Here is an 18,775-nt window from a genome sequence, read left to right as displayed (position 1 = left end):
CTACTGGACCTTGTACATCCAGATCAGGGCGGAGGTCAGCTCGCCCTGCGGCGTCCACTGGTACTGGCGCGCCAGCCCGGTGCCGTTGTAGGTCTTCACGAATTCGAGCAGCTCCGGGCGGGTGCGCTTACCCTCGGAGATGCCCTTCATCAGGATCGTCGCCAGGTCGTAGGCCTCCACGGAGTAGACGCCCGGGTCCTGGTTGAAGGCCTTGCGGTAGTCGGACTTGAACGGATCCTTCGACGGGCCGCACGGGCACGACAGGAACGCGCCGTTGGAGGCGGAGCCGGCCTGCTGGACGAACTTCGGGTCGTTCACACCGTCGGCGGAGACGAAGACCGCGTTCACGCCCTGGTTCTTGAGCTGCTGGACCAGCGGGGCGGCCTCGGCGTAGTAGCCGGAGAAGAAGACGGCATCCGGCTTGGCCTGCGAGACCTTGTTGACCACGGCTGCGAAGTCGCGCTCCTTGGCCTTGATGTCACCGTCGCACGAGGCGTCGTGCGCGGAGCCGAGGCCCTCGGTGATCGTCTTGGCCAGGCCGACCCCGTACGTCGAGTCGTCCTTGATGACGCAGACCTTCTTGTAGCCGAGCTTGCCCACCATGTACTTGGCGACCGCCGGGCCCTGGACGGCGTCGTTCGCGAGGCCGCGGAAGAAGGTGCGCCAGCCCTGCTTCGACAGTTCCGGGTTGGTCGCCGAGGCGGTCGTGGACACCAGGCCGGCCTGAGCGAGGACGGGCCCCGTCGCCTTCGTCTCCCCCGAGAACGCGGGACCGATCAGGCCGATGATGGCGGGGTCGTTGATGATCGACGGGATGACCTGGGTGGCCTTCTGCGGGTCGCCCTCGGTGTCGAAGGTCTTGAGGATGATCTTGCAGTTCGGGTTCGCCTTGTTGTGCTGGTCGACGGCGAGCTGGGCACCGTTGCGGATGTTGATGCCGAGCGCCGCGTTGTCGCCCTGCAGCGCTCCGGCCGTCGCGATCGTGGTGTCCGGGCAGGACGCCGTGCCGAGCTGGGAGGGAAGAACGGGCTTGGCGGACTCGTCGGGCTTGACCTCGTTGCCCGACGTGTCGATCTGGGCCACCGGGACGATGCTCAGCCCTCCCGCGCCGGCTCCGCCGGACGAGCCGCTCCCGCCGGAGGTGGACTTCTCCCCGCAGCCGGAGAGAACGAGAACTGTTGCGGTGCATACCGCTACGCCGCTCATAGCTAGACGACGATTCATGTGCAGCCTCCATCGATGGCACGGATATAGGAGGAACCTAGACCCGCCGTGAGCCGCTCGCGGCCGCATTCGCGGATATCAGCCATCGTGTTCCACAGAATTAACGGGCACCGGACACGAACGGGTACCGGACGAGTCCCGCGAAGCGGTCATCCGATCCGCACGGCGGGCGCGACCCAGCGCCGCAGGTACTCGCGCAGGTCGTCACCGGTCCGGGGCGGGTCGCCGGGCGAGATGAAGAAGGACTGCATGATCCTGAGCTGGAACTCGACCAGCTCCCGCAGGCGTACGTCGTCGTAGCCGTGGGCGGGCCAGTCGACGTCGAACCGCCGGATCATCGTCATCCCGAACTCCATCGCCTGGTCCGAGGCGATGGCCTCGGTGTGCGAGTGCTCCCCCGCGAGCATGAGGCGCAGGTGCGGCGCGCGCGGCACGTCGTCGAGGGTGAAGACGATGCCCTCGACGACCGCCTCGGCGGGGTCGACCACGCCGCGGACGTGCGCGGCGAGTCGGTCCAGGAAGGCGCCCACCGAGCGGAGGGCGGCCGCCTGGAGCAGGGCGTCGACCGTCGGGAAGTAGCGGTAGACGGTCTGCCGGATCACGCCCAGTGCATCGGCGACCTCGGCGATCGACGTGGTGCCGCGCTCGCCGATCAGCGCCACCGCGGCGGCCACGATCCGCGCCGACGCCTCCTCGTCGCTCGACGGTGGCGCCCCGCCCCATCCCCTGCGTGCCATCGCCCCAGGTTACAGCTTCGATGGATATTAACATACAGAACCTGTTCTATGTGTATGTTGACCTCATGACGGACCTGCACCCCCGCAAGATGGACTTCCACTTCGACGAGGCGCCCGTGCCCTTCCTGTGGAACCCCGACAACCCGGCCTTCTCGTCGATGATGAACGCGGTCAGCTTCCTCGCCGTCGGCTTCGAGAAGATGATCGTCAAGCTGATCCTGCAGTTGCGCAAGGAGTTCGCCGACCCGGAGGTCGCCGCGGAGGCGACCGCCTTCATGCAGCAGGAGGGGCACCACTCGACCGCGCACCGTCGACACGTCCAGGCGCTCATCGCCCAGTACCCGGGACTGGAGAACACCCTGGACGCGGTGATCGGCGAGTTCGACCTCCTCACCGAGGCCACCACCACCGACTACCGGCTGGCCTACACCGCGGATCTCGAGGCGACGTTCACGCCCGTCTTCAAGCTCATGCTCGACAACGAGGAGGCCCTGTTCCGCCCGGGTGACGACCGGGTGGCTTCGATGTTCCTGTGGCACTTCGTGGAGGAGGTTGAGCACCGCAGCTCGGCCCTCATCATCTACAACGCGATCGTGGGCAGCGAGGTCTACCGGATGCGGATGGCACCGTCGGTCTTCGCGCACGTGCTCAAGGTGATCCGGATCGCCTGCGCGGGCTTCAATCAGCATGTGCCCCTGAAGGACCGGAAGGTCGACGCGCTGTCGATGTTCGGCCGGTACCGGCTCAAGCAGAAGGTGCTCGTCGCCGTCGCGCCGCACCTGACGAAGGGCGCCATGCCCCGCGCCTTCGACGTGCTCCCGAAGGCGGAGCAGGCGATCGCACTCAAGGGCATCATCCGCAGCCAGATGCCGCTGCACGACCCGGCGCACGAGAACCTGCCGGCGCTCGCCGGGGAATGGTTGCGCCGCTACGACAACGGCGTCGACTGCACCCGGTGGTACGCCTCGGACGCGGCGATCGGGGTCTGACGCGATGGACCTGTGCACGCCCACCTTCGACGCCCTCGCGCGGCGCATGGGCTTCACCTGCGACGACACCGGCGGGCTGTTCTCCGTCCGGAGCCCGTTGCAGTTGGAGAACTGGACACTGCCGGTCCTGGAGCTGACGATCGTCGTGGGCTCGGCCCTCATGCTGGTGCACGCCTTCCGGCGCTGGCGTCAGGGAGACGCGACCAACCTGGCCGTGTGGTTCGGCGCGACCGCGTACCTGTTCGTCATCGAACCGCCGCTCTACTTCCCCGGCGCCTTCGGGCTCGAGGGATACGTGGACACGATGTTCGCGCACAACCTGTTCACGGTCGAATTCCTGTGGGGCAGGCTGCCGCTGTACATCGTGGCGATCTACCCGCTGATGGCCACGATGTCCTTCGAGATCGTCCGCATGCTCGGCGTCTTCCGCCGATGCGGGACGCTCCTGGGGGCGTGCACCGTCGGGCTGGTGCACGGGGTGTTCTACGAGATCTTCGACCACCTCGGGCCGCAGCTGCGCTGGTGGGAGTGGGCGCCGGACAATCCGATCAACCTGCCCTTCTTCGCCTCGGTGCCGATGGGCTCGGTCGTGGTCTTTGCGGCGCTCTGGCCGATGTCGCTGGCGCTGTGCGTGCAGTTCCTGGTGGGCAGGCACGTGGACGCGGGCGCCCGGTTCACGAGCCCGCAGCTGGTGTGGCGCACCGTCGTCATCGGGCTCGCGGCGTCCGTGGGCACGTTCGTCCTGCCCCTGCCCGCCACGGTCCTGGGCCTGGCCGGCGATACGGTGCGGGGCACCGTCTACGCCCTGGAACTGGCCCTGATGGCCGGGGTCGCCCTGTACGCCGTCCGACGGTGCCTGTCCCCCGGCGCACCGTCGATCCCGCCGTACCGCAACCCCCTGGTCCAGGCGTACGCCGTGCTCTACCTGGTGGTCTTCGCCCTGCTGTGGGCGACGGCGCTGCCCGCCTTCCTCGGCGCGGACGGCGGCGTGACCGAGTCGGGCGACCCCGTCGGGAACCTGCCCTTCACGCTCCTCTGCTTCGTGATCGGCATCACGGCCGTGACGGCGACCTTCCGGGTGAACCGAACGGTTCGTCACGATCCCACAAGAGACGGCTCGGAAGTTCTCACCTGAGGACAGCCGGATGGGCAGCCCGATCCTGTTTCATGGAGGACATGGCAGACATCCGGAGTTTCAGCACGCTCGGTGGGCAGTTCCCCAACGTCGTCGTCACCGCGATCGAGATGACCACCTCGATCGGTACCGACACCGAGTCCACGTGGGCGGGCCTTCTGGCCGGCAAGAGCGGCATTCGCGACCTCAAGGGCGACTTCATCGGCGTGGACATCGCCGACCTCCCGGTCCGCTTCGGCGGTCAGCTCCTCGAGGATCCGACCTCCGAGGTTCCCGAGCGTCCCGACCGCAAGTACGCCGGGGACATCAGCAAGCAGCACGTCTCCAAGCGCCGCATGTCCTTCGTGGAGCAGGCGGCACACGTAATGACCAAGCGCCTGTGGGACAACGCGGGCCGCCCCGACGTCGACCCCAACCGCCTCGCCGCGGTCGTCGGCACCGGGCTCGGCGGCGGCGAGTCGATGGTCGAGGCCGTCGACGCGCTCCGCGACCACGGCGTCCGCAAGGTCTCCCCGTTCACCGTGCAGATGGCCATGCCCAACGGCGCCTGCGCCGTGGCCGCGCTGGAGATCGGTGCCCGCGCCGGCGCCATCGCCCCGGTCTCCGCCTGCTCGACCGGCAACGAGGCCATCGCCCACGCCTGGCGTCAGATCGTGCTCGGCGACGCCGACATCGCCGTCTGCGGCGGCATCGAGGGCAAGATCGACAGCCCCGTCATCGCCCCGTTCGCGATGATGCGCGCCCTCTCGACCCGCAACGACGATCCGCTGCACGCCTCGCGTCCGTTCGACAAGGACCGCGACGGCTTCGTCTTCGGCGAGGCGCAGACGCTGATGATCATCGAGACCGAGGAGCACGCCCTCGCCCGCGGCGCGAAGCCCATCGCGCGGCTGCTCGGCGCCGGCATCACCTCCGACGGCTACCACATGGTCTCCCCCGACGTGGAGGGCGGCGGCGCCGCCCGCGCCATGAAGCGCGCGATGCAGACCGCCGGCCTGCAGAGCTCGGACATCGACTACATCAACGCGCACGCCACCGCGACCCCGATCGGCGACCTCGCCGAGGCCAAGGCCATCAACGCGGTCGTCGGCACCGACGCGGCGATCTACGCCCCGAAGGGCGCGCTGGGCCACTCCATCGGCGCCGTCGGCGCCCTCGAGGCCGCGCTGACCGTGCTGTCGCTGCGCGACGGCATCATCCCGCCGACCCTCAACCTGGAGAACCAGGACCCGGAGATCGAGCTCGACGTGGTGCACGGCGAGGCCCGCAAGGGCGATTTCAAGTACGCCCTGAACAACTCGTTCGGCTTCGGCGGCCACGACGTGGCGCTCGCCTTCGGCAAGTACTGATCTGCTGGTACGAAAGAACCGGCGGCCGGGATTCCTCCCGGCCGCCGGTTCTTCATTGTCGACGGCGGGTCCACGGCACCATTCTTTCGGCCGGCCTTACGGGTGAGACGTCGCCGGGAGCGGGGGCGGGTTTGCGAACGGCGTCTGACAGCTCAGCTCGATCTTCATCAGGCCGTTCCCCTTCGCCCCACCGGTCGGCTCTTCGAAGACCCAACCGCCACCGGCGCGGCCGAAGTACGTCGTGACAAGACACGTCTGCTGCGTCCCGCCGGTCTCGGCGCTCGATTCGATCCGAACCCGCCTCCGCGCCGCGTGCACTCCCGGCAGTTCGCCGGGATCAACAACCGTCATGCCCAGCCGCTGATGAAGGTGCGCGGCTTGCTGCTCCCGGCGCACTCGTTCGAAGGCGGTCGATTCGTTGACTACGCCGACAACGCCGACCGGTACGAGTACGACGGCGACCACGATCAGCACCGAGCGAACACCGCGAAGCCCCTGACCTCGTCGCTTCAACCGGAGCTGCCAGTAGAACGCCCCTACCGCGACGGCCCACGGCAGCACGTACAGGTACCACATTCCCCAGTCAGTCGGAAACCGCCAGATCACGTCCGCCGTACGCACCATGCCCCCACGAGCAGAGGATACTTAATCGCCTGTTGTCAGTGACGTACACCTTCCTGCCGACTACGCAGCCTCCCACCCACGCCGCACGATCGTGCTCGGCCGGCACAAACGAGCCTATTGACTTTCCCGGTAGGAAAGCAGATCCTAGTTTCCAGACGGGAAACCCAAGGAGGCACTCATGGCTCACGTCAATGCAGAGCAAGCACAGGAATCACTCGCCATCGCCGAGCAGGCGCGACGGCGCATCGCGAGCGAGGTCGGGCTGCCCAGCCTGTACTGGTGGGGTATGGCCGCGGGCTGGATCGCCCTGGGCGCCGTCGGCGAGACCCGTTCGGTCTGGGCGATCGCAAGCGCAACGGCGGCCTTCGGCGCGATCCACGCCTACGCCGCCTCGCGGCTACTCCGGGGCCGCAACCGGAACCGCGGCGTACAGCTGTCCGATTCCGTGGCGAGCCGCCGCATCCCGGCGGTGATCGTGGGCGTCCTGGTCGCCCTCGTCGCGCTCACCGTCGGAGGAGCGCTCCTCCTCGACGCCGACGGTGCCGCCCACCCGGGACTGCTCGCGTCCGCGTACGTCGCGACCGTCGTTGCACTGGGTGGGCCGCAGATCCTCTCGGCCGCGCTCAGGGCGGTGCACGCGTGACCGCCGCTCGATTCGACGAACTCATCCACCCGAGCACGCGTCTCACCCTTGTCGCGACGCTCGCCGCCGCCGACTGGGCCGAGTTCGGCTTCCTCAGGGAACGCCTCGCACTATCGGACTCGGCGTTGTCGAAGCAGCTCGCAACCCTGGAGCAGGCTGGATATCTGGTCACCGAGCGCGAGGCCGCGGGCAACCGCCGCAAGGTCCGCGCGCGGCTCACCGACCTGGGCCGCGATGCGTTCGCCGGCCACATCGCGGCCCTACAGGACCTGGCCGCGCAGGCCTCGCCTCGCGTCACGGGCTCGGCTTCAGCTTCGGCTTCGGCTTCGGCTTCGGCCTGAGGCTGAGCTACTCCTTGACCACCTTGGGCTGGACCCACTTACCGTCCAGGACCTCCGGCTTCGGCCAGTACAGGCGCGTCACAATCTTGAACGCGCCCTCCGGGGCGGGTAGCCAGTTGGACTCCTTGTCCGCCCCGGGCGAGGCGGCCTGGAGGTAGAACGTGACGCTGCCGTCCTCGTTCTTCTTCAGCTGGTCGGTCATCGGCGAGTTGATCAGGTACCGGTTGATCGGGTTCTCGACCAGCAGGCTCTGCGGCATCGAGTACATCGTGGTCGACCAGAACGCGTTCACCGGCGGCAGCTGTCCGGCCGGGAACGTGATCGTGTACTTGGCACCGTTCGCGCCGTTGAGCGGTGCGCCGGTCGAGTCGGTCTGCACGGGAAGGTACGTGGCTTCCGCGCCCGGCAGGCCGAAGATGCCGATCTCCGCGCCGGCCATCCGGTACAGGTAGTTGCCGTTCAGTTCCTCCGCCGTGCCGAAGAGCTTCCCGGCGCCGACCTTGCCGGTGATGATTTCGGTCTTGACGAAGTCGGCCAGCCCCGCGACCGCCGCCTTCATGCCGGCCTCGAACGCGGCCCGGGTCGCGTCGCCCAGCTGCGCCGGATCGAAGGTCCCCTCACCGCTGAGCCCGATGGACGCGAACCGCGCGCGGACGTCCTTCTCGCTCGGCGAGACCGGGGCGTACTTGAGCGAGAAGTTCAGCAGCTTGTAGAAGTCCAACGAGGTCTTCTCAGCCTCAGGCGTGAGCGGCTTGGGGAAGTCGATCGCGGGCGCGGGCGCCGGGGCCGGCTTCTTCTCGAAGTCCGAGAGGGTCTGCAGCTTGTAGCCCTCCTGGATCTTCTTCACGTTGTCCATGTCGGCCGGGTTGAAGAGCTGGGTGCGGAAGATCACCTGGTTCAACTCAGTCGCCGAGGTGATCACCTTGTCGACGCCGGCGGGCTTCTCGCCCTTCCAGTTCGGCCCGGCGATCAGGTACGTGCCGCCGTCGTTCCCGGTGGTGCGGCTGCCGAGCAGGGCGTAGTCGTAGGTGTACTGGTCGATGAACGACACCGAGAAGTACCGGCCCGCCTCGACCTTCGGCAGGGTCAGCACCACCGGCTGGGCCCGCAGGTCCAGGCCCAGCTGCGAGTACGGGGTGTCCGAGTTCGGGGTCTGCACCGCCGTGTCCTTCGGGGTGTACACCCGGGCCACGTTGTGGATCTCGTTCCACGGACCGAAGTACTGGCTGCTGCTCTTGTCGACGTAGTAGTCGTACAGGATCCGGTACATGTCGACCACCGGGAAGCCGTAGGTGAAGGCCTCCTGCGCGATCTTCTGCACCTCTGCCGGAGCGACCTTGTTGGCCGCCGCGGCGCCCTGTCCGGCGGCGGCGCTCGCCGCCGCGCTCGACGGTGCCTTGCTCGAGGATGCCGCCGGGTCGGTCTTACCGCCGCACGCCCCGGTCGTCGCGACCATGGCGACAATCAGGCCGAGCATCGGATACTTCAACGCTCGCTTCATATTTCATTTCTTTCATTGATCGTTGGGCTCCGCCGGATCAGGGCAAGCGGTCAGGACTTGACGACCTTCGGGGCGACCCACTGGCCCTGCGCCACCTCGGGCTTGGGCCAGTACAGGCGCATGATCATGTCGAACGGACCGTCCGGGGCGGGCAGCCAGTTGGACTCCATATCCGGTCCGGGCGAGGCGCTCTGGACGTACAGCGTGACGCTGCCGTCGGGGTTCTTCTTGAGCTGGTCGAGCATCGGCGAGTTGATCAGGTACCTGTTCAGCGGGTTGGCCACCAGCCAGCGCTCCGGGAGCTTGTACATGGTGATCGACCAGAACGCGTCCACCGGCGGCAGCTGACCGGCAGGGAACGTGACCGTGTACTTCGCGCCGTTCGCGCCGTCGAGGGTCGCCCCCGGGTCAGTACCCAACTTGAGTGGGAAGTACTGCGCCTCCGCGCCCGGCAGGCCGAGAATACCGACCACCGCGCCGGCCATCCGGTACAGGTAATTGCCCTTGAGTTGCTCGGGAGTGCCGAACAGCGCACCCGAACTCACCTTGCCCGTCGCCAGCTCGTTCTTGACGAAATCGTTGAGTTCGCTCCAGGCATCCTTGACACCGGCGGCGATGGCGGCCTTGGCCTGATCGTTCAGCTGCGCCGGGTCCCACGTGCCGGCCCCGGTGAGGCCGATCTTCGCCATCCGCGCGCGGACGTCGGTGTCGTTCGACAGCGCCGGCGCGAACCGCAGGGTGAAGTTGAGCAGCTTGAAGAAGTCGAGCGAGGTCTTCTCCTGCTCCGGGGTGAGCGCCGCCATGAAATCGATCGCCGGCGCCGCCGCGGGCGCGGCCTTGCCCTCGAACTTCGACAACGGCTCGACCGAGTAGCCGGCCTGCGTCTTCTTGACGTTGTCGATGTCGCCCGGGTTGAACAGCTGGGTGCGGAACAGCACGAGGCTCAGCTCGGTGTTCGCGCGGATCACCTTCTCGACACCGGCGGGCTTCTCGCCCTTCCAGTTCGGCCCGGCCAGCAGGAACTTGCCCCCGCCGTTGCCCGACGTCCGGCTGCCGAGCAAGTCGTAGTCGTAGGTGTAGCCGTCGATGAACGAGACGGAGAAGTACCGACCCTCCTCGACCTTCGGCAGCGTCAGCACCAGCGGTTCGGTGCGCAGGTCCGCACCGATCCAGGAGTACGGGGTATCCGAGTTGGGCGTCTGCACCGCGGTATCGGCCGGCGTGTACACCCGGGCGATGTTGTGCACCTGGTTCCATGGACCGAGGTACTGACCGCTGTCCTTATTGACGAAGTACGCGTTCATGATCCGATACAAGTCGACCATCGGGAAGCCGTAGACGTAGGCGTCCTTGACGATCTTCTGCACCTCGGCCGGATCCAGTCGATTCACGGCAGCCGCATCGGCAGGCCCGGCCGCGCTTGTCGACGGTGCCGCGGACGCCCCGGCCGCGGTCGAACTTCCGGCCTCACCGGCTTTCGTGCCACAGCCGGACATGGTGATCGCGAGGAGCAGGGCCAGCGCGAGCATTGGGAATGTGCGGAGTCTCTTCATATTCAGGCCTTCGTCACCTTGGGGGCGGTCCACTTGCCATCGGCTACCTCGGCCTTGGGCCAGTACAGGCGCATGACCATGTCGAACGGGCCGTCCGGGGCGGGCAGCCAGTTGGATTCCAGCTCCGCGCCGGGCGAGCTGTTCTGAAGGTAAATCGTGACGCTGCCGTCCGGGTTCTTCTTGAGATGCTCGGCCATCGGCGAGTTGATCAGGTACCGGTTGATCGGGTTCTCGACCAGCAGGCTCTGCGGCAGCTTGTACATCGTCACCGACCAGAATGCGTTGACCGGCGGGAGCTGGCCGGCCGGGAACGTGATCGTGTACTTCGCGCCGTTCGCCGCGTTGAGCGGGGCACCCTTGTCGTCGATCTTCAGTGGGTAGTACAGCGCCTCCGCGCCCGGCAGGCCCAGAATGCCGAAGAACGTGCCGGCCATCCGGTAGAGGTAGTTGCCCTTGAGCTGCTCTGCGCTGCCGAACAGGTCGCCGGAGCTGACCTTGCCGGTGGCGAGCTCGTCCTGCAGGAACTTGTCGACCTTCGCCTGGCCGGCCTTCATGCCCGCGAGGAAGGCCGCCGTGGTCTTCTCGTTGAGCGAGGCAGGGTCGAACGGCGCGTCACCGGTAACGCCGATCTTCGCGAACCGAGCGCGGACGTCCTTCTCGCTGGGCAACACGGGAGCGTACTTCAAATTGAAGTTCAACACCTTGAAGAAGTCGATCGACGTCTTCTCGGTCACGGGGGTCAGTGGCGTGACGAAGTCGATCGCCGGCGCCGCCTTCGGCGCGTCCTTCTTCTCGAACTTCGACAGCGGCTCCACCGCGTAGCCGGCCTGGATCTTCTTGACGTTGTCCAGATCCTGCGGATCGAACAGCTGGGTGCGATAGAGCACCATGCCCATGTCCGTGTCGGACTTGATCACCTTGTCGATGCCCGCCGGCTTCTCGCCCTTCCAATTCGGCCCGGCCAGCAGGTACTTACCGCCGCCGTTGCCTGAGGTTCGAGTACCTAGCAGCGCGTAGTCGTAGGTGTAGGAGTCGATGAACGACACCGAGAAGTACCGGCCCTCTTCGATCTTCGGGATGGTCAGCACCAGCGGCTCAGCGCGCAGGTCGACACCCATGGTCGAGTACGGGGTGTCGGAGTTCGGGGTCTGCACCGCAGTGTCCTTGGGGGTGAACACCCGCGCGATGCTGTGGATCTGGTTCCACCCGCCGAGGTACAGGGGGCTGGAGTTGTTGATGAAGTAGGCGTTCATGATGCGATACATGTCCACCATCGGGTACCCGTAGACGTACGCGTCCTCGGCGATCTTCTGCACCTCGGCAGGATCGAGGGCGTTCGCCGAGGCAGCGGAGCGCGCCGCAGACGACTTCGGCGGTTCCTCGTTCTTCGTGCCGCACGCCCCGATCGTGGCGGCCATGACGATGGCCAACCCGAGGGCAGCAAACCTCTGCATCTTCATTTATTCTCCCGGCTCGTGTCTGGACCGTGAAATCGGACGACGAGAACCAGGTGATCCCCGCCGGTCAAGCAACCGCGTCGGCACTACCCTAGCCCGCGCCACCGACATCCGGGAGTACGCTGACCGACCTGCCCAAAAGCGCCTGGGAGGCGGTCCCGGCGGCGGTCCGACGACTGACGCGCCGCTACGCGGCAGCTACTCGGACAGCCCAGGAACCGTGTGCGTTCGCACACGACTCAATAGGCGCTCTGATCCGAACACACGTCAGGAGAAGGCACGTGAAACCAGGCGTGGCAGCAACTGCGGGGCTAGCTGCTTGGAGGTGTCTGTCGACTCAGGAAATCGACGACCGCGGGTCGAACGCGTGGGACGTACTGCATGTACTTCGCAGCGATTTTTCCAGGCGATGCGGAGGAGGCAACGTCGGCGGGCACTCCCCTACCGGGAACGTAGTGGGTCAGCCTCCAGGTGCCCCCGAGCGAAATGTGCAGATTGCTGTTGCGCGGCGAGCGAACGTCCTTCGCGTCGGCGATGACTCTCGCTACCAGCGCGTTAGGAGGAGGCACAACCCCCTGAAAGATCGGCACCTTCCACTCGTCGCGATTGCGACCAAACAGGCCACGCTTCGGCTTCAGTCCAAGCTGCTGAGTAGCCGCCAAGAACTCCTGAACCGCATCGTCGATGGACTGCCACGCCTGCTGAACGGCACGTTGCGCAGCATCGAGATTGTCCCTGGCCAACTGCGAAGCACTCTCACGTGTCTGCCGAGCACGGTCGGCCTCGTCCATCATCCCCATGTGCCGATGATTTCACACCACTGACGTGGAACTTCCTCGGATGGGCAAAGCCCCTCTAGACCACACAATTCGGGGGGCTTTGCACCGCCTCGGTGTATCCGGAGACTTGCTCAAACAGTCACCGGCACCCGATGGTCGGGTGTCCTCACAACTCAGCCGGGTACCGATTCGACGTGCTCCCTGTCATGACTCCAACCCTTCCAAACATTCAGAATCTCCGGGCTACCCGAGGCGATTCCCTGCGACAAACCGCCAACGAGCGCGCGCGGGAAAAGCGAATCCTGTTCCACACCAAGTCGACACGATTTGTACCGCACAATCCGGGCTCGATCGGGCTCGGAGTTGCCTGTGACGCCCTTCCGCTGATGGCCCCCGCTCCTCAGAACGGTGGGGGCTTGAGCGGGGCGGTCTCGTCATAGGCATGGCCGGCGGCCTCGGCTTCGGCACGCTCCTCCGCCCGCTGCCGTGCGTGGGCTTCGGCGGCTTTCCGTTCGCGGCGTTGCTGGCGCAGGAGCCGGTTCTTGGCACGCAGGGCGCGGCGGGCTTTCGCTTTCCGTTTCGCCGCCGTGGTGAGTCCGTCGGGGCTCTTCGGTGTGGTGGGGGTGGGGTCGGGGGCGTCCCAGATGATCTGTTTGAGGCCGGGCAGGAGGTCGCGGGCGGTGCCGGGTGGGACGGTGTAGATCCCGCCGGTGGGGTGGCGCCATTCGACGGTCCCATCGGGCAGGACATCGGAAAGCCACCCGGTCTCGGTTTTGATGCGGTGGTGGAATCCGCACAACGGCACCAGGTTTCCCGGTCCGGCGCTGCCGGCGACAGTGGTCGCCCCACCCACCGTGGGGTCGTCGCGGTCATATTCGGTGACGTGGTCGGCCTGGCACCGATCCGACGGCACACTGCAGCCGGGGAAGACACAGGTGGGATAGGTCAGACGCATCACCAACAGCTGGTACCAGGTGGGCCGGTACCCGCCTGCACCCCGGGCGTGGATCTCCCCGGTCGTGGGGTCCCGGCGGCCGAGGACCCGCCATTGCGTCCGCGCGGCGGCGACCAACTTGCCTGCCTGCTCGACGGTGACGGGTCCGGTGATCCCCGGCTCCCCAGTCAGGATCACCGCCCCGGAACTACGCCCCGGTCGTCCAGGGGGCTCACCGCCCGCACCATCAGCATCATTCACATCACACCGGTCGCCTGGGTCAGCGACGTCAGCATCGTCTCCTGGGACGTCGGTAGCGGCCGTGCCGTCGCCATCGACATCCGAGGCATCTGCGTCGCGCGCAGTGGAACCGGAAGCAGTGTCGGCGAGCGACCCGTCCACATCAGCGTCGCCAACGTCCGCCTCGTCGACGTCGTCCACGTCGCAGTAGGTGTCTGACGCGCCTGGGCGGCCGGCGACATCGCCAGCACTGTCGAATCCAGATGCGTTCTCGGTGAACAGATCCGGAACCGACGACGCAGCCTCCCTGGCGACGATCGAATCGGTCTCGGCGGGGTGCATGTCGGCGAGGTCGGTCTCGTTGAGCACGATCACCGCCAACGCCTGAACCTCCTGCGACACCGCCCCCACCCGCGGCCTCGCCTCCCGCAGCTCACACGAGTCCTTCCCACACAGGCACCCCAAAGTCTCGTAACCTTCGGCGAGAGCGACCAGGGCAGCGACCTGCCGCTGCCCCACCGTCCGACCATCATCACGACACACCGACCGCACCACCGGGCCAAGCACCGCTGACAGGCGCAACGCCTGATCCTTCGGCATCACCGCCTCCAAATCGACCAGACCGTCAGTGCGGGCGTGGAACTCCAACCGCTCCCGCGGCGCCACCGCAGGTGTTTCCCGCGCCGCAGCCGGATCAATCCGAGTCAGGATCGTCTTCGCCGCATCGGCGACCGCACCCACCGTCAACAACCGCCCCACCCGGCTGGTGAGCCAGGCCGTGACCCGCTCATCGAACACCCGCGCAACCCCCTCGTCGAGCACCGCAGCAGAAGCCCGCAAGACCTCCCGCACCACCGACAACCCCACCACCCCGGACGCGAACAACCCGAACAACCGCGGGCAGCGCTCCCGAAGATCCAAACCCCGATGCACCGCCGACCCCGCCGCCATCCGACCGACCCCGAGCGCAGCACCGACCTCCGCCACCAACTCATCCCACTCATCGACAAACCGGCGGGAAGACTCCTCCCGCACCCGCCGCGCATCATCACGGAGCTCATACAACCGGGTCAGCACCGCGGACCGTTCCGCCTCCAACCGGTTCTGCTCGACCGCCAGCACCCGCAACCGCGACAGCGCGCCACCGGCGGTCAGCTGGGACACGACACCGTCGAACACCGCGGGCAGCGGGGTCACCACCCGCCGGCCCAGGGTGAAGGCGTCATCCGAACTGCTCATACCTTCGATTCTACCGACCGTTTTCGAACAATGATAGGTCTTGACAAGGCTGGGCCACGCGCAGTACACGCTCACCCTCGACACCTACGGCGATTGGATTCCGAGTCAGGACGGCGGCGCTCTCAACAACCTCCCGGCTCCGGCTTCCATCGCGACTCCCGCGCAGGGCACCGAGGACGTCCAAGACCTCGCCCCGGTGATCCAGCTATTCGGTCGCTAAGCTGAGAACAGCTCGCCGCAGATTAGGCAATGCAGCGGACCTGAATCCGCGCGTTCCTCCATGACCTTGACAGGCTCCCACGGATGGCACGGCGGCTCCACGATGATCATGTCGTCAGGCTCGACCAAAGCCACTGGGGCATCTGCCGTGTTCCGCGCAGGCTCGAACTTGAAATTCCGATCGTTGCGGAACTCCTGTGCAAGCGCCTCAGCTACCAAGTCCGTCTTGTAGAACTCGATCATGTCGTCCCGATACTGAAGCTGGGCTTGCGTGTACCACTGATTCGGCTCTGCAGCCTCTCCACAAAGCGGACACGAGTACATCGCGGGGTCCAACGCATCAGGCGGTCTCGTGTCCGTCGGGCCATCATGCCACTTGAATTCCTGTGCACAGGAAGGGCATTCACGACGGAGATAACCGTCGCTGTCATGCGGAAATGCTATCGCGATGTTCATCTTCGCCACCTAACCATTCAGGTCCAAGAACAGGTCCTGCTCAAACTCGATGCCACCCTCCGTCCTTGCAGAAACTCGAAGCTCGACCCTTCGCTGCCCGTCCCAACCCCTGTTTGCGACGAGATTCACCGATTTGAATGCAGGCAGCTTCTCGATTGGGAATCCATCGATGCGCCCCTTGAACGCTTCCCGATTCAGCCAGGTTATGTCTAGAATCGCCTCCGCGGTGCGGTTCACGATCTGAATGCGATCGCTCCCGGTCGAGCGCGATAAGTAAGTTGCGTCGAGCCTTGGGCGCGACGGAACTTCAGGACTTGCGATTCTACGACCTTTTGGGATTTCACCACCGACCTCTGGTGGATTGAAATCCCCTACGCTGAGCCAATCGGTGCCACTTCGATCGACTTTGCAACCTGCGGTCGCCAACCGGTTCGCGAGGTCACTTCGGCTCTCAGCAGTGTTTCGCAGCCTCACCGCATGGCGCCCTGCAACGTCGCTAAATGGCCTCAGAGATCCCAACTCAACCAGGATCGTTCGATCTGGATGCGTTCCGAATGCCCGCCCCGCCTCAAAGAGCACGTTCGGCCGAGCCTGATACCCAGGAACGAGCTCAGGATCGTCCGGGCCGGACGCGTACTCCTCCACGAGTTGCACCCTGTCATCCGGGGTCATGAGCACCACGACAGCAACGGCCTGCTCGAACGCAGCATCTAGAGCCTGGCCGATGTAGGGGCTCGCGCTCTTTGTTGCTGCTAGCGCCGAACTCCACTCGATGGGGCTCAATCCAAGTGCTCGCAAGAAGGCGAACATCGACTGCCGCGCAGCGTCATTGCGTCCGTGGATCACAAACACTTTCCGGTCATCTGACATAGGCCAGAGCTTATCCCTGGCCACCGACAGGTTCCGGGCATTTCGGGAGGTAGCACGCACCGCGCGCCGGGGTGTTGCCGGGGTAGCGCGGCCACCAGGCGACAGAATGCGCTTGGCAAGCCTTCTACCTGCGGCGATGCGGTGCCCCCGGTGAGACTCGAACTCACACTGGACGGGTTTTGAAAGTCTCCCTTTCGACAAACGCGTCCTTCCACTGACCTGCATGCGACGTCGATAGTCACTTAATACCAATTGCTTTCACTGTCTTCATCCTGTTCGTGTCTGCACGATCCTGCACCGACCTGAAACAAGACTGCTCCCCGTCGCTCCCCGAATTCGGCGACGGGGAGCGGGGAGCGTGTAATGTCTCCAGCATGGCGTACATCGAGGAGAAGCGACCGGGCCGGTTCACCGGTAAGTACCGGGACGCGAACGGGAAGCTCCGGAGCGCGGGCACGTTCGATCGCAAGAAGGCGGCCATGCAGGCGGCCGTCGACAAAGAATCGGAGATCCGCCGGAATCCGACCGTCGGATCTACCGACACAAAGATCACCGTCTCCGAGTATTGGGACACGTGGTCACCTACCCGCACGGTGCAACCGTCGTCGGCGAAGGCGGACAGCAATCGCTTCGATCACCGGATCCGGCCGGTGTTCGGCGATCGGCGTCTCGCGTCGGTCACGCAACAAGACATCGTCGATTGGGTCGCGGCCATGCGGGCCGAGGAGCTTGCACCGTCGACGATCGTTAAGCACGTGCACACGCTCTCCGCGGCGTACAAGGCGGCGGTAAGGGCGCACGTGGTGCCGGTCAATCCGTGCGCCGGGGTCGATCTGCCGAAGCCTGGGCCGTCACCGGAGCGATTCCTTACCGTCGCCGAGCAGAAGGCAGTGGAGGAGGCAATGCCGGAGCGCTGGAAGCTCATCACGTCGCTCCTGTTCCGAACCGGCGTCCGTTGGGGTGAGGCCGTCGCGCTGCACTGGGATGCCCTCGAGCTGCCCGCCGAAGGCAGAGGCCGGATGCATGTCGCGATGGCGTGGGACCGCACGACGAAGACATTTAAGGCGCCGAAGACGATGGCCGATCGGTACGTGACGATTCCGCCTTCGCTGGTCGCTCTACTACGCACGGAGCGTGATCTCGCTGGGACTGGAGTACCGCTGCAGGTGAACAAGTACGTGGGCGTACGGCGCCCGAACGCTGGTCTCGTGTTCCCCGGGTCGGGCCTCGAGGGTGATCCGATCACCGAGACGACGTTTGCGCATTCGCTTGCCGCCGCCGGTCTGGTGGCGAAGGTCGACGGACGGCCCGTCGGTCACGTCCGCCCGCACGACGCCCGACACACGTACGCATCCCGGCTGCTCGACAACGGCGTCTCGCTCGAGCGGGTCGGCAAAGCACTGGGACACCAGAACATCCTCACGACGCAGCGCTACGCGAAGCTCATCACGGAGCATGACGCCGAGATCGCGGCCATCGTCGACTAGCGCTCCCCCTGCCCCGAGATCCCCCACGGACACGTTCTGTGCCGCCGTTCCGAAGATCCCGGCGAAATCCAGAAACGTATACTGGAACTATAGCGGTGAATAGAAACCCGCTCCGGCGCGGACAGCTACCGCGCTGCTTCTCGAGATCCCCGATGGCCTACCGAACGTGAGCGCGTAGGCCGCCGGGGATTCTCATTTCTCACGCAAGGTAGATTCATTTGAGTTGTCCCATCATGGACGGCCCTGTAGCCGTTCGTCGGTACGTCGATCCCGACCCGATCGAGATCGAAGAGTCGCCGCGCCGGAACAATCGACGCCGATTCGATGGCCGGTATGTCGACCTCGACCAAGCACACCTCGCTGGCCTGGCGAGCAACGACGGCCTACCGCGATGGGTACGGATCGGATTCCTCGCGATGGCCAAAGCGTACGCGAACGGACACGCGCCGCTGCGCCGCGGCGAGCTCGTGAACCTGCTGGGCGTAGGGCGATCTCGCGATGTTCGGCGTGAGATCGATCGGGCGATAGCGGAAGGATTGATCCTCGAGACGTCCACCGAGGAGTGCTTGATTGTGCCCACTTCGGTCCGTGCCCACCTGGAGGTTCCGGACGGTTTTTGCTGCGCCCACGGAGTCCTCGACGACTGACAAACCGCGCAAATTTCGCGCGGTTGCGGGCCGAATTCGGTCGATTTCAGCTCAAGCGCGCGCAAATTTCGCGCGCTTTTCATGCCCAAAATCGTCTTGACCTGGTCAAATGCGCGAAGTGGTGACACATTCGGTACTTATACCTGGTTTTGGACGAAGCGTCCACGTGAACCGATCGGCAGTCTTTCAATGTCGCTTCGCTCCGGCTGGTTACAGGTGAGCGGCCTGCATTCAAGGCAAGCATCGATCCCTGACGCCTCGATAATCCCCACCCATACAACCACCCCACCCCGGCCCCGTTCGTTCACCCACAGGCGAATCAGAGGCCGCTATTCGCCCCCTCGAGAAAGG

The 18,775-nt window shown here is 65.8% G+C and carries 18 protein-coding genes; 8 read left to right on the top strand and 10 right to left on the bottom strand.

Annotation, left to right across the window (positions count from 1 at the left end; all coding sequences use genetic code 11):
* Both AC21LY_RS21430 and AC21LY_RS21425 read right to left on the bottom strand, forming a co-directional pair.
* Window positions 1–1,224, bottom strand: a complete 1,224-nt coding sequence (locus AC21LY_RS21430; RefSeq protein WP_489048593.1) for a branched-chain amino acid ABC transporter substrate-binding protein — start codon at window positions 1,222–1,224, stop codon at window positions 1–3.
* A 149-nt stretch (window positions 1,225–1,373) separates the two neighbouring features.
* Entirely contained in the window at window positions 1,374–1,961 is a 588-nt protein-coding gene (locus AC21LY_RS21425) for a TetR/AcrR family transcriptional regulator (protein WP_489048592.1), read from the bottom strand.
* A gap of 65 nt (window positions 1,962–2,026) precedes the next feature.
* Between AC21LY_RS21425 and AC21LY_RS21420 the strand changes: the two genes are divergently transcribed.
* The 3 genes from AC21LY_RS21420 to AC21LY_RS21410 are packed head-to-tail and all read left to right on the top strand — an operon-like array spanning window position 2,027 to window position 5,434.
* A complete protein-coding gene (locus AC21LY_RS21420; RefSeq protein WP_489048591.1) occupies window positions 2,027–2,950 on the top strand; it encodes a metal-dependent hydrolase in 924 nt (307 codons plus the stop codon).
* A 4-nt stretch (window positions 2,951–2,954) separates the two neighbouring features.
* The gene (locus AC21LY_RS21415) at window positions 2,955–4,085 is read left to right on the top strand and encodes a DUF7802 domain-containing protein (RefSeq protein WP_489048590.1); all 1,131 of its coding nucleotides are present in this window, start codon (window positions 2,955–2,957) and stop codon (window positions 4,083–4,085) included.
* A gap of 41 nt (window positions 4,086–4,126) precedes the next feature.
* Window positions 4,127–5,434, top strand: coding sequence for a KasA/KasB family beta-ketoacyl-ACP synthase (locus AC21LY_RS21410; RefSeq protein WP_489048589.1), 1,308 nt, complete (start codon window positions 4,127–4,129; stop codon window positions 5,432–5,434).
* A gap of 96 nt (window positions 5,435–5,530) precedes the next feature.
* On the opposite strand, the gene AC21LY_RS21405 is transcribed toward AC21LY_RS21410, so the two are convergent.
* A complete protein-coding gene (locus AC21LY_RS21405) occupies window positions 5,531–6,058 on the bottom strand; it encodes a hypothetical protein (RefSeq protein ID WP_489048588.1) in 528 nt (175 codons plus the stop codon).
* A gap of 178 nt (window positions 6,059–6,236) precedes the next feature.
* Here AC21LY_RS21405 and AC21LY_RS21400 point away from each other — a divergent pair, with 178 nt between their 5' ends.
* On the top strand, window positions 6,237–6,701 hold the full coding sequence (locus AC21LY_RS21400) for a hypothetical protein (RefSeq protein WP_489048587.1): 465 nt from the start codon (window positions 6,237–6,239) through the stop codon (window positions 6,699–6,701).
* A complete protein-coding gene (locus AC21LY_RS21395; protein ID WP_489048586.1) occupies window positions 6,698–7,042 on the top strand; it encodes a transcriptional regulator in 345 nt (114 codons plus the stop codon). The genes AC21LY_RS21400 and AC21LY_RS21395 overlap by 4 nt, the downstream gene beginning before the upstream one ends.
* Window positions 7,043–7,049: 7 nt before the next feature.
* On the opposite strand, the gene AC21LY_RS21390 is transcribed toward AC21LY_RS21395, so the two are convergent.
* The 5 genes from AC21LY_RS21390 to AC21LY_RS21370 form a co-directional block, all read right to left on the bottom strand.
* Complete coding sequence (locus AC21LY_RS21390; RefSeq protein WP_489048585.1) at window positions 7,050–8,519, bottom strand: DUF1254 domain-containing protein; 1,470 nt, start codon at window positions 8,517–8,519, stop codon at window positions 7,050–7,052.
* Window positions 8,520–8,593: 74 nt separating this feature from the next.
* Window positions 8,594–10,096 carry a DUF1254 domain-containing protein gene (locus tag AC21LY_RS21385; RefSeq protein ID WP_489048584.1) on the bottom strand — a complete coding sequence of 501 codons (1,503 nt, stop codon included), beginning with the start codon at window positions 10,094–10,096 and terminating at the stop codon, window positions 8,594–8,596.
* Window positions 10,097–10,098: 2 nt separating this feature from the next.
* Entirely contained in the window at window positions 10,099–11,550 is a 1,452-nt protein-coding gene (locus tag AC21LY_RS21380; RefSeq protein WP_489048583.1) for a DUF1254 domain-containing protein, read from the bottom strand.
* A 314-nt stretch (window positions 11,551–11,864) separates the two neighbouring features.
* Window positions 11,865–12,353 (bottom strand): hypothetical protein, encoded by a 489-nt coding sequence (locus tag AC21LY_RS21375; protein WP_489048582.1) that lies wholly within the window; start codon window positions 12,351–12,353, stop codon window positions 11,865–11,867.
* Between the two features lie 379 nt (window positions 12,354–12,732).
* The gene (locus AC21LY_RS21370; RefSeq protein ID WP_489048581.1) at window positions 12,733–14,745 is read right to left on the bottom strand and encodes an HNH endonuclease signature motif containing protein; all 2,013 of its coding nucleotides are present in this window, start codon (window positions 14,743–14,745) and stop codon (window positions 12,733–12,735) included.
* 40 nt (window positions 14,746–14,785) lie between these two features.
* Here AC21LY_RS21370 and AC21LY_RS21365 point away from each other — a divergent pair, with 40 nt between their 5' ends.
* A complete protein-coding gene (locus AC21LY_RS21365; protein ID WP_489048580.1) occupies window positions 14,786–14,965 on the top strand; it encodes a hypothetical protein in 180 nt (59 codons plus the stop codon).
* Here the strand turns inward: AC21LY_RS21365 and AC21LY_RS21360 are convergent.
* A complete protein-coding gene (locus AC21LY_RS21360) occupies window positions 14,962–15,420 on the bottom strand; it encodes a hypothetical protein (RefSeq protein ID WP_489048579.1) in 459 nt (152 codons plus the stop codon). The genes AC21LY_RS21365 and AC21LY_RS21360 overlap by 4 nt on opposite strands.
* A 9-nt stretch (window positions 15,421–15,429) precedes the next feature.
* Window positions 15,430–16,290, bottom strand: a complete 861-nt coding sequence (locus AC21LY_RS21355) for a TIR domain-containing protein (protein WP_489048578.1) — start codon at window positions 16,288–16,290, stop codon at window positions 15,430–15,432.
* A gap of 374 nt (window positions 16,291–16,664) precedes the next feature.
* On the opposite strand from AC21LY_RS21355, the gene AC21LY_RS21350 reads away from it, so the two are divergent.
* Together AC21LY_RS21350 and AC21LY_RS21345 are read left to right on the top strand one after the other, a co-directional pair.
* Window positions 16,665–17,777: a tyrosine-type recombinase/integrase gene (locus AC21LY_RS21350; RefSeq protein ID WP_489048577.1), complete on the top strand. Its 1,113-nt coding sequence runs from the start codon at window positions 16,665–16,667 to the stop codon at window positions 17,775–17,777.
* A gap of 233 nt (window positions 17,778–18,010) precedes the next feature.
* Window positions 18,011–18,424 (top strand): hypothetical protein, encoded by a 414-nt coding sequence (locus tag AC21LY_RS21345; protein ID WP_489048576.1) that lies wholly within the window; start codon window positions 18,011–18,013, stop codon window positions 18,422–18,424.
* The last annotated feature ends 351 nt before the right edge of the window (window positions 18,425–18,775 follow it).

This window comes from Tsukamurella sp. II2bb (assembly GCF_057815145.1).
Note: the sequence above shows the minus strand (reverse complement) of the source record. Positions and strands in the feature narration are given on the sequence as shown.

Coding starts and splice junctions, on each gene's coding strand:
- AC21LY_RS21385 (WP_489048584.1), bottom strand. CDS start 10,096: ATGAAGAGACTCCGCACATTCCCAATGCTCGCGCTGGCCCTGCTCCTC.
- AC21LY_RS21405 (WP_489048588.1), bottom strand. CDS start 6,058: ATGGTGCGTACGGCGGACGTGATCTGGCGGTTTCCGACTGACTGGGGA.
- AC21LY_RS21420 (WP_489048591.1), top strand. CDS start 2,027: ATGACGGACCTGCACCCCCGCAAGATGGACTTCCACTTCGACGAGGCG.
- AC21LY_RS21350 (WP_489048577.1), top strand. CDS start 16,665: ATGGCGTACATCGAGGAGAAGCGACCGGGCCGGTTCACCGGTAAGTAC.
- AC21LY_RS21380 (WP_489048583.1), bottom strand. CDS start 11,550: ATGCAGAGGTTTGCTGCCCTCGGGTTGGCCATCGTCATGGCCGCCACG.
- AC21LY_RS21345 (WP_489048576.1), top strand. CDS start 18,011: ATGGACGGCCCTGTAGCCGTTCGTCGGTACGTCGATCCCGACCCGATC.
- AC21LY_RS21410 (WP_489048589.1), top strand. CDS start 4,127: ATGGCAGACATCCGGAGTTTCAGCACGCTCGGTGGGCAGTTCCCCAAC.
- AC21LY_RS21375 (WP_489048582.1), bottom strand. CDS start 12,353: ATGGGGATGATGGACGAGGCCGACCGTGCTCGGCAGACACGTGAGAGT.
- AC21LY_RS21370 (WP_489048581.1), bottom strand. CDS start 14,745: ATGAGCAGTTCGGATGACGCCTTCACCCTGGGCCGGCGGGTGGTGACC.
- AC21LY_RS21355 (WP_489048578.1), bottom strand. CDS start 16,290: ATGTCAGATGACCGGAAAGTGTTTGTGATCCACGGACGCAATGACGCT.
- AC21LY_RS21415 (WP_489048590.1), top strand. CDS start 2,955: ATGGACCTGTGCACGCCCACCTTCGACGCCCTCGCGCGGCGCATGGGC.
- AC21LY_RS21430 (WP_489048593.1), bottom strand. CDS start 1,224: ATGAATCGTCGTCTAGCTATGAGCGGCGTAGCGGTATGCACCGCAACA.
- AC21LY_RS21425 (WP_489048592.1), bottom strand. CDS start 1,961: ATGGCACGCAGGGGATGGGGCGGGGCGCCACCGTCGAGCGACGAGGAG.
- AC21LY_RS21360 (WP_489048579.1), bottom strand. CDS start 15,420: ATGAACATCGCGATAGCATTTCCGCATGACAGCGACGGTTATCTCCGT.
- AC21LY_RS21400 (WP_489048587.1), top strand. CDS start 6,237: ATGGCTCACGTCAATGCAGAGCAAGCACAGGAATCACTCGCCATCGCC.
- AC21LY_RS21390 (WP_489048585.1), bottom strand. CDS start 8,519: ATGCTCGGCCTGATTGTCGCCATGGTCGCGACGACCGGGGCGTGCGGC.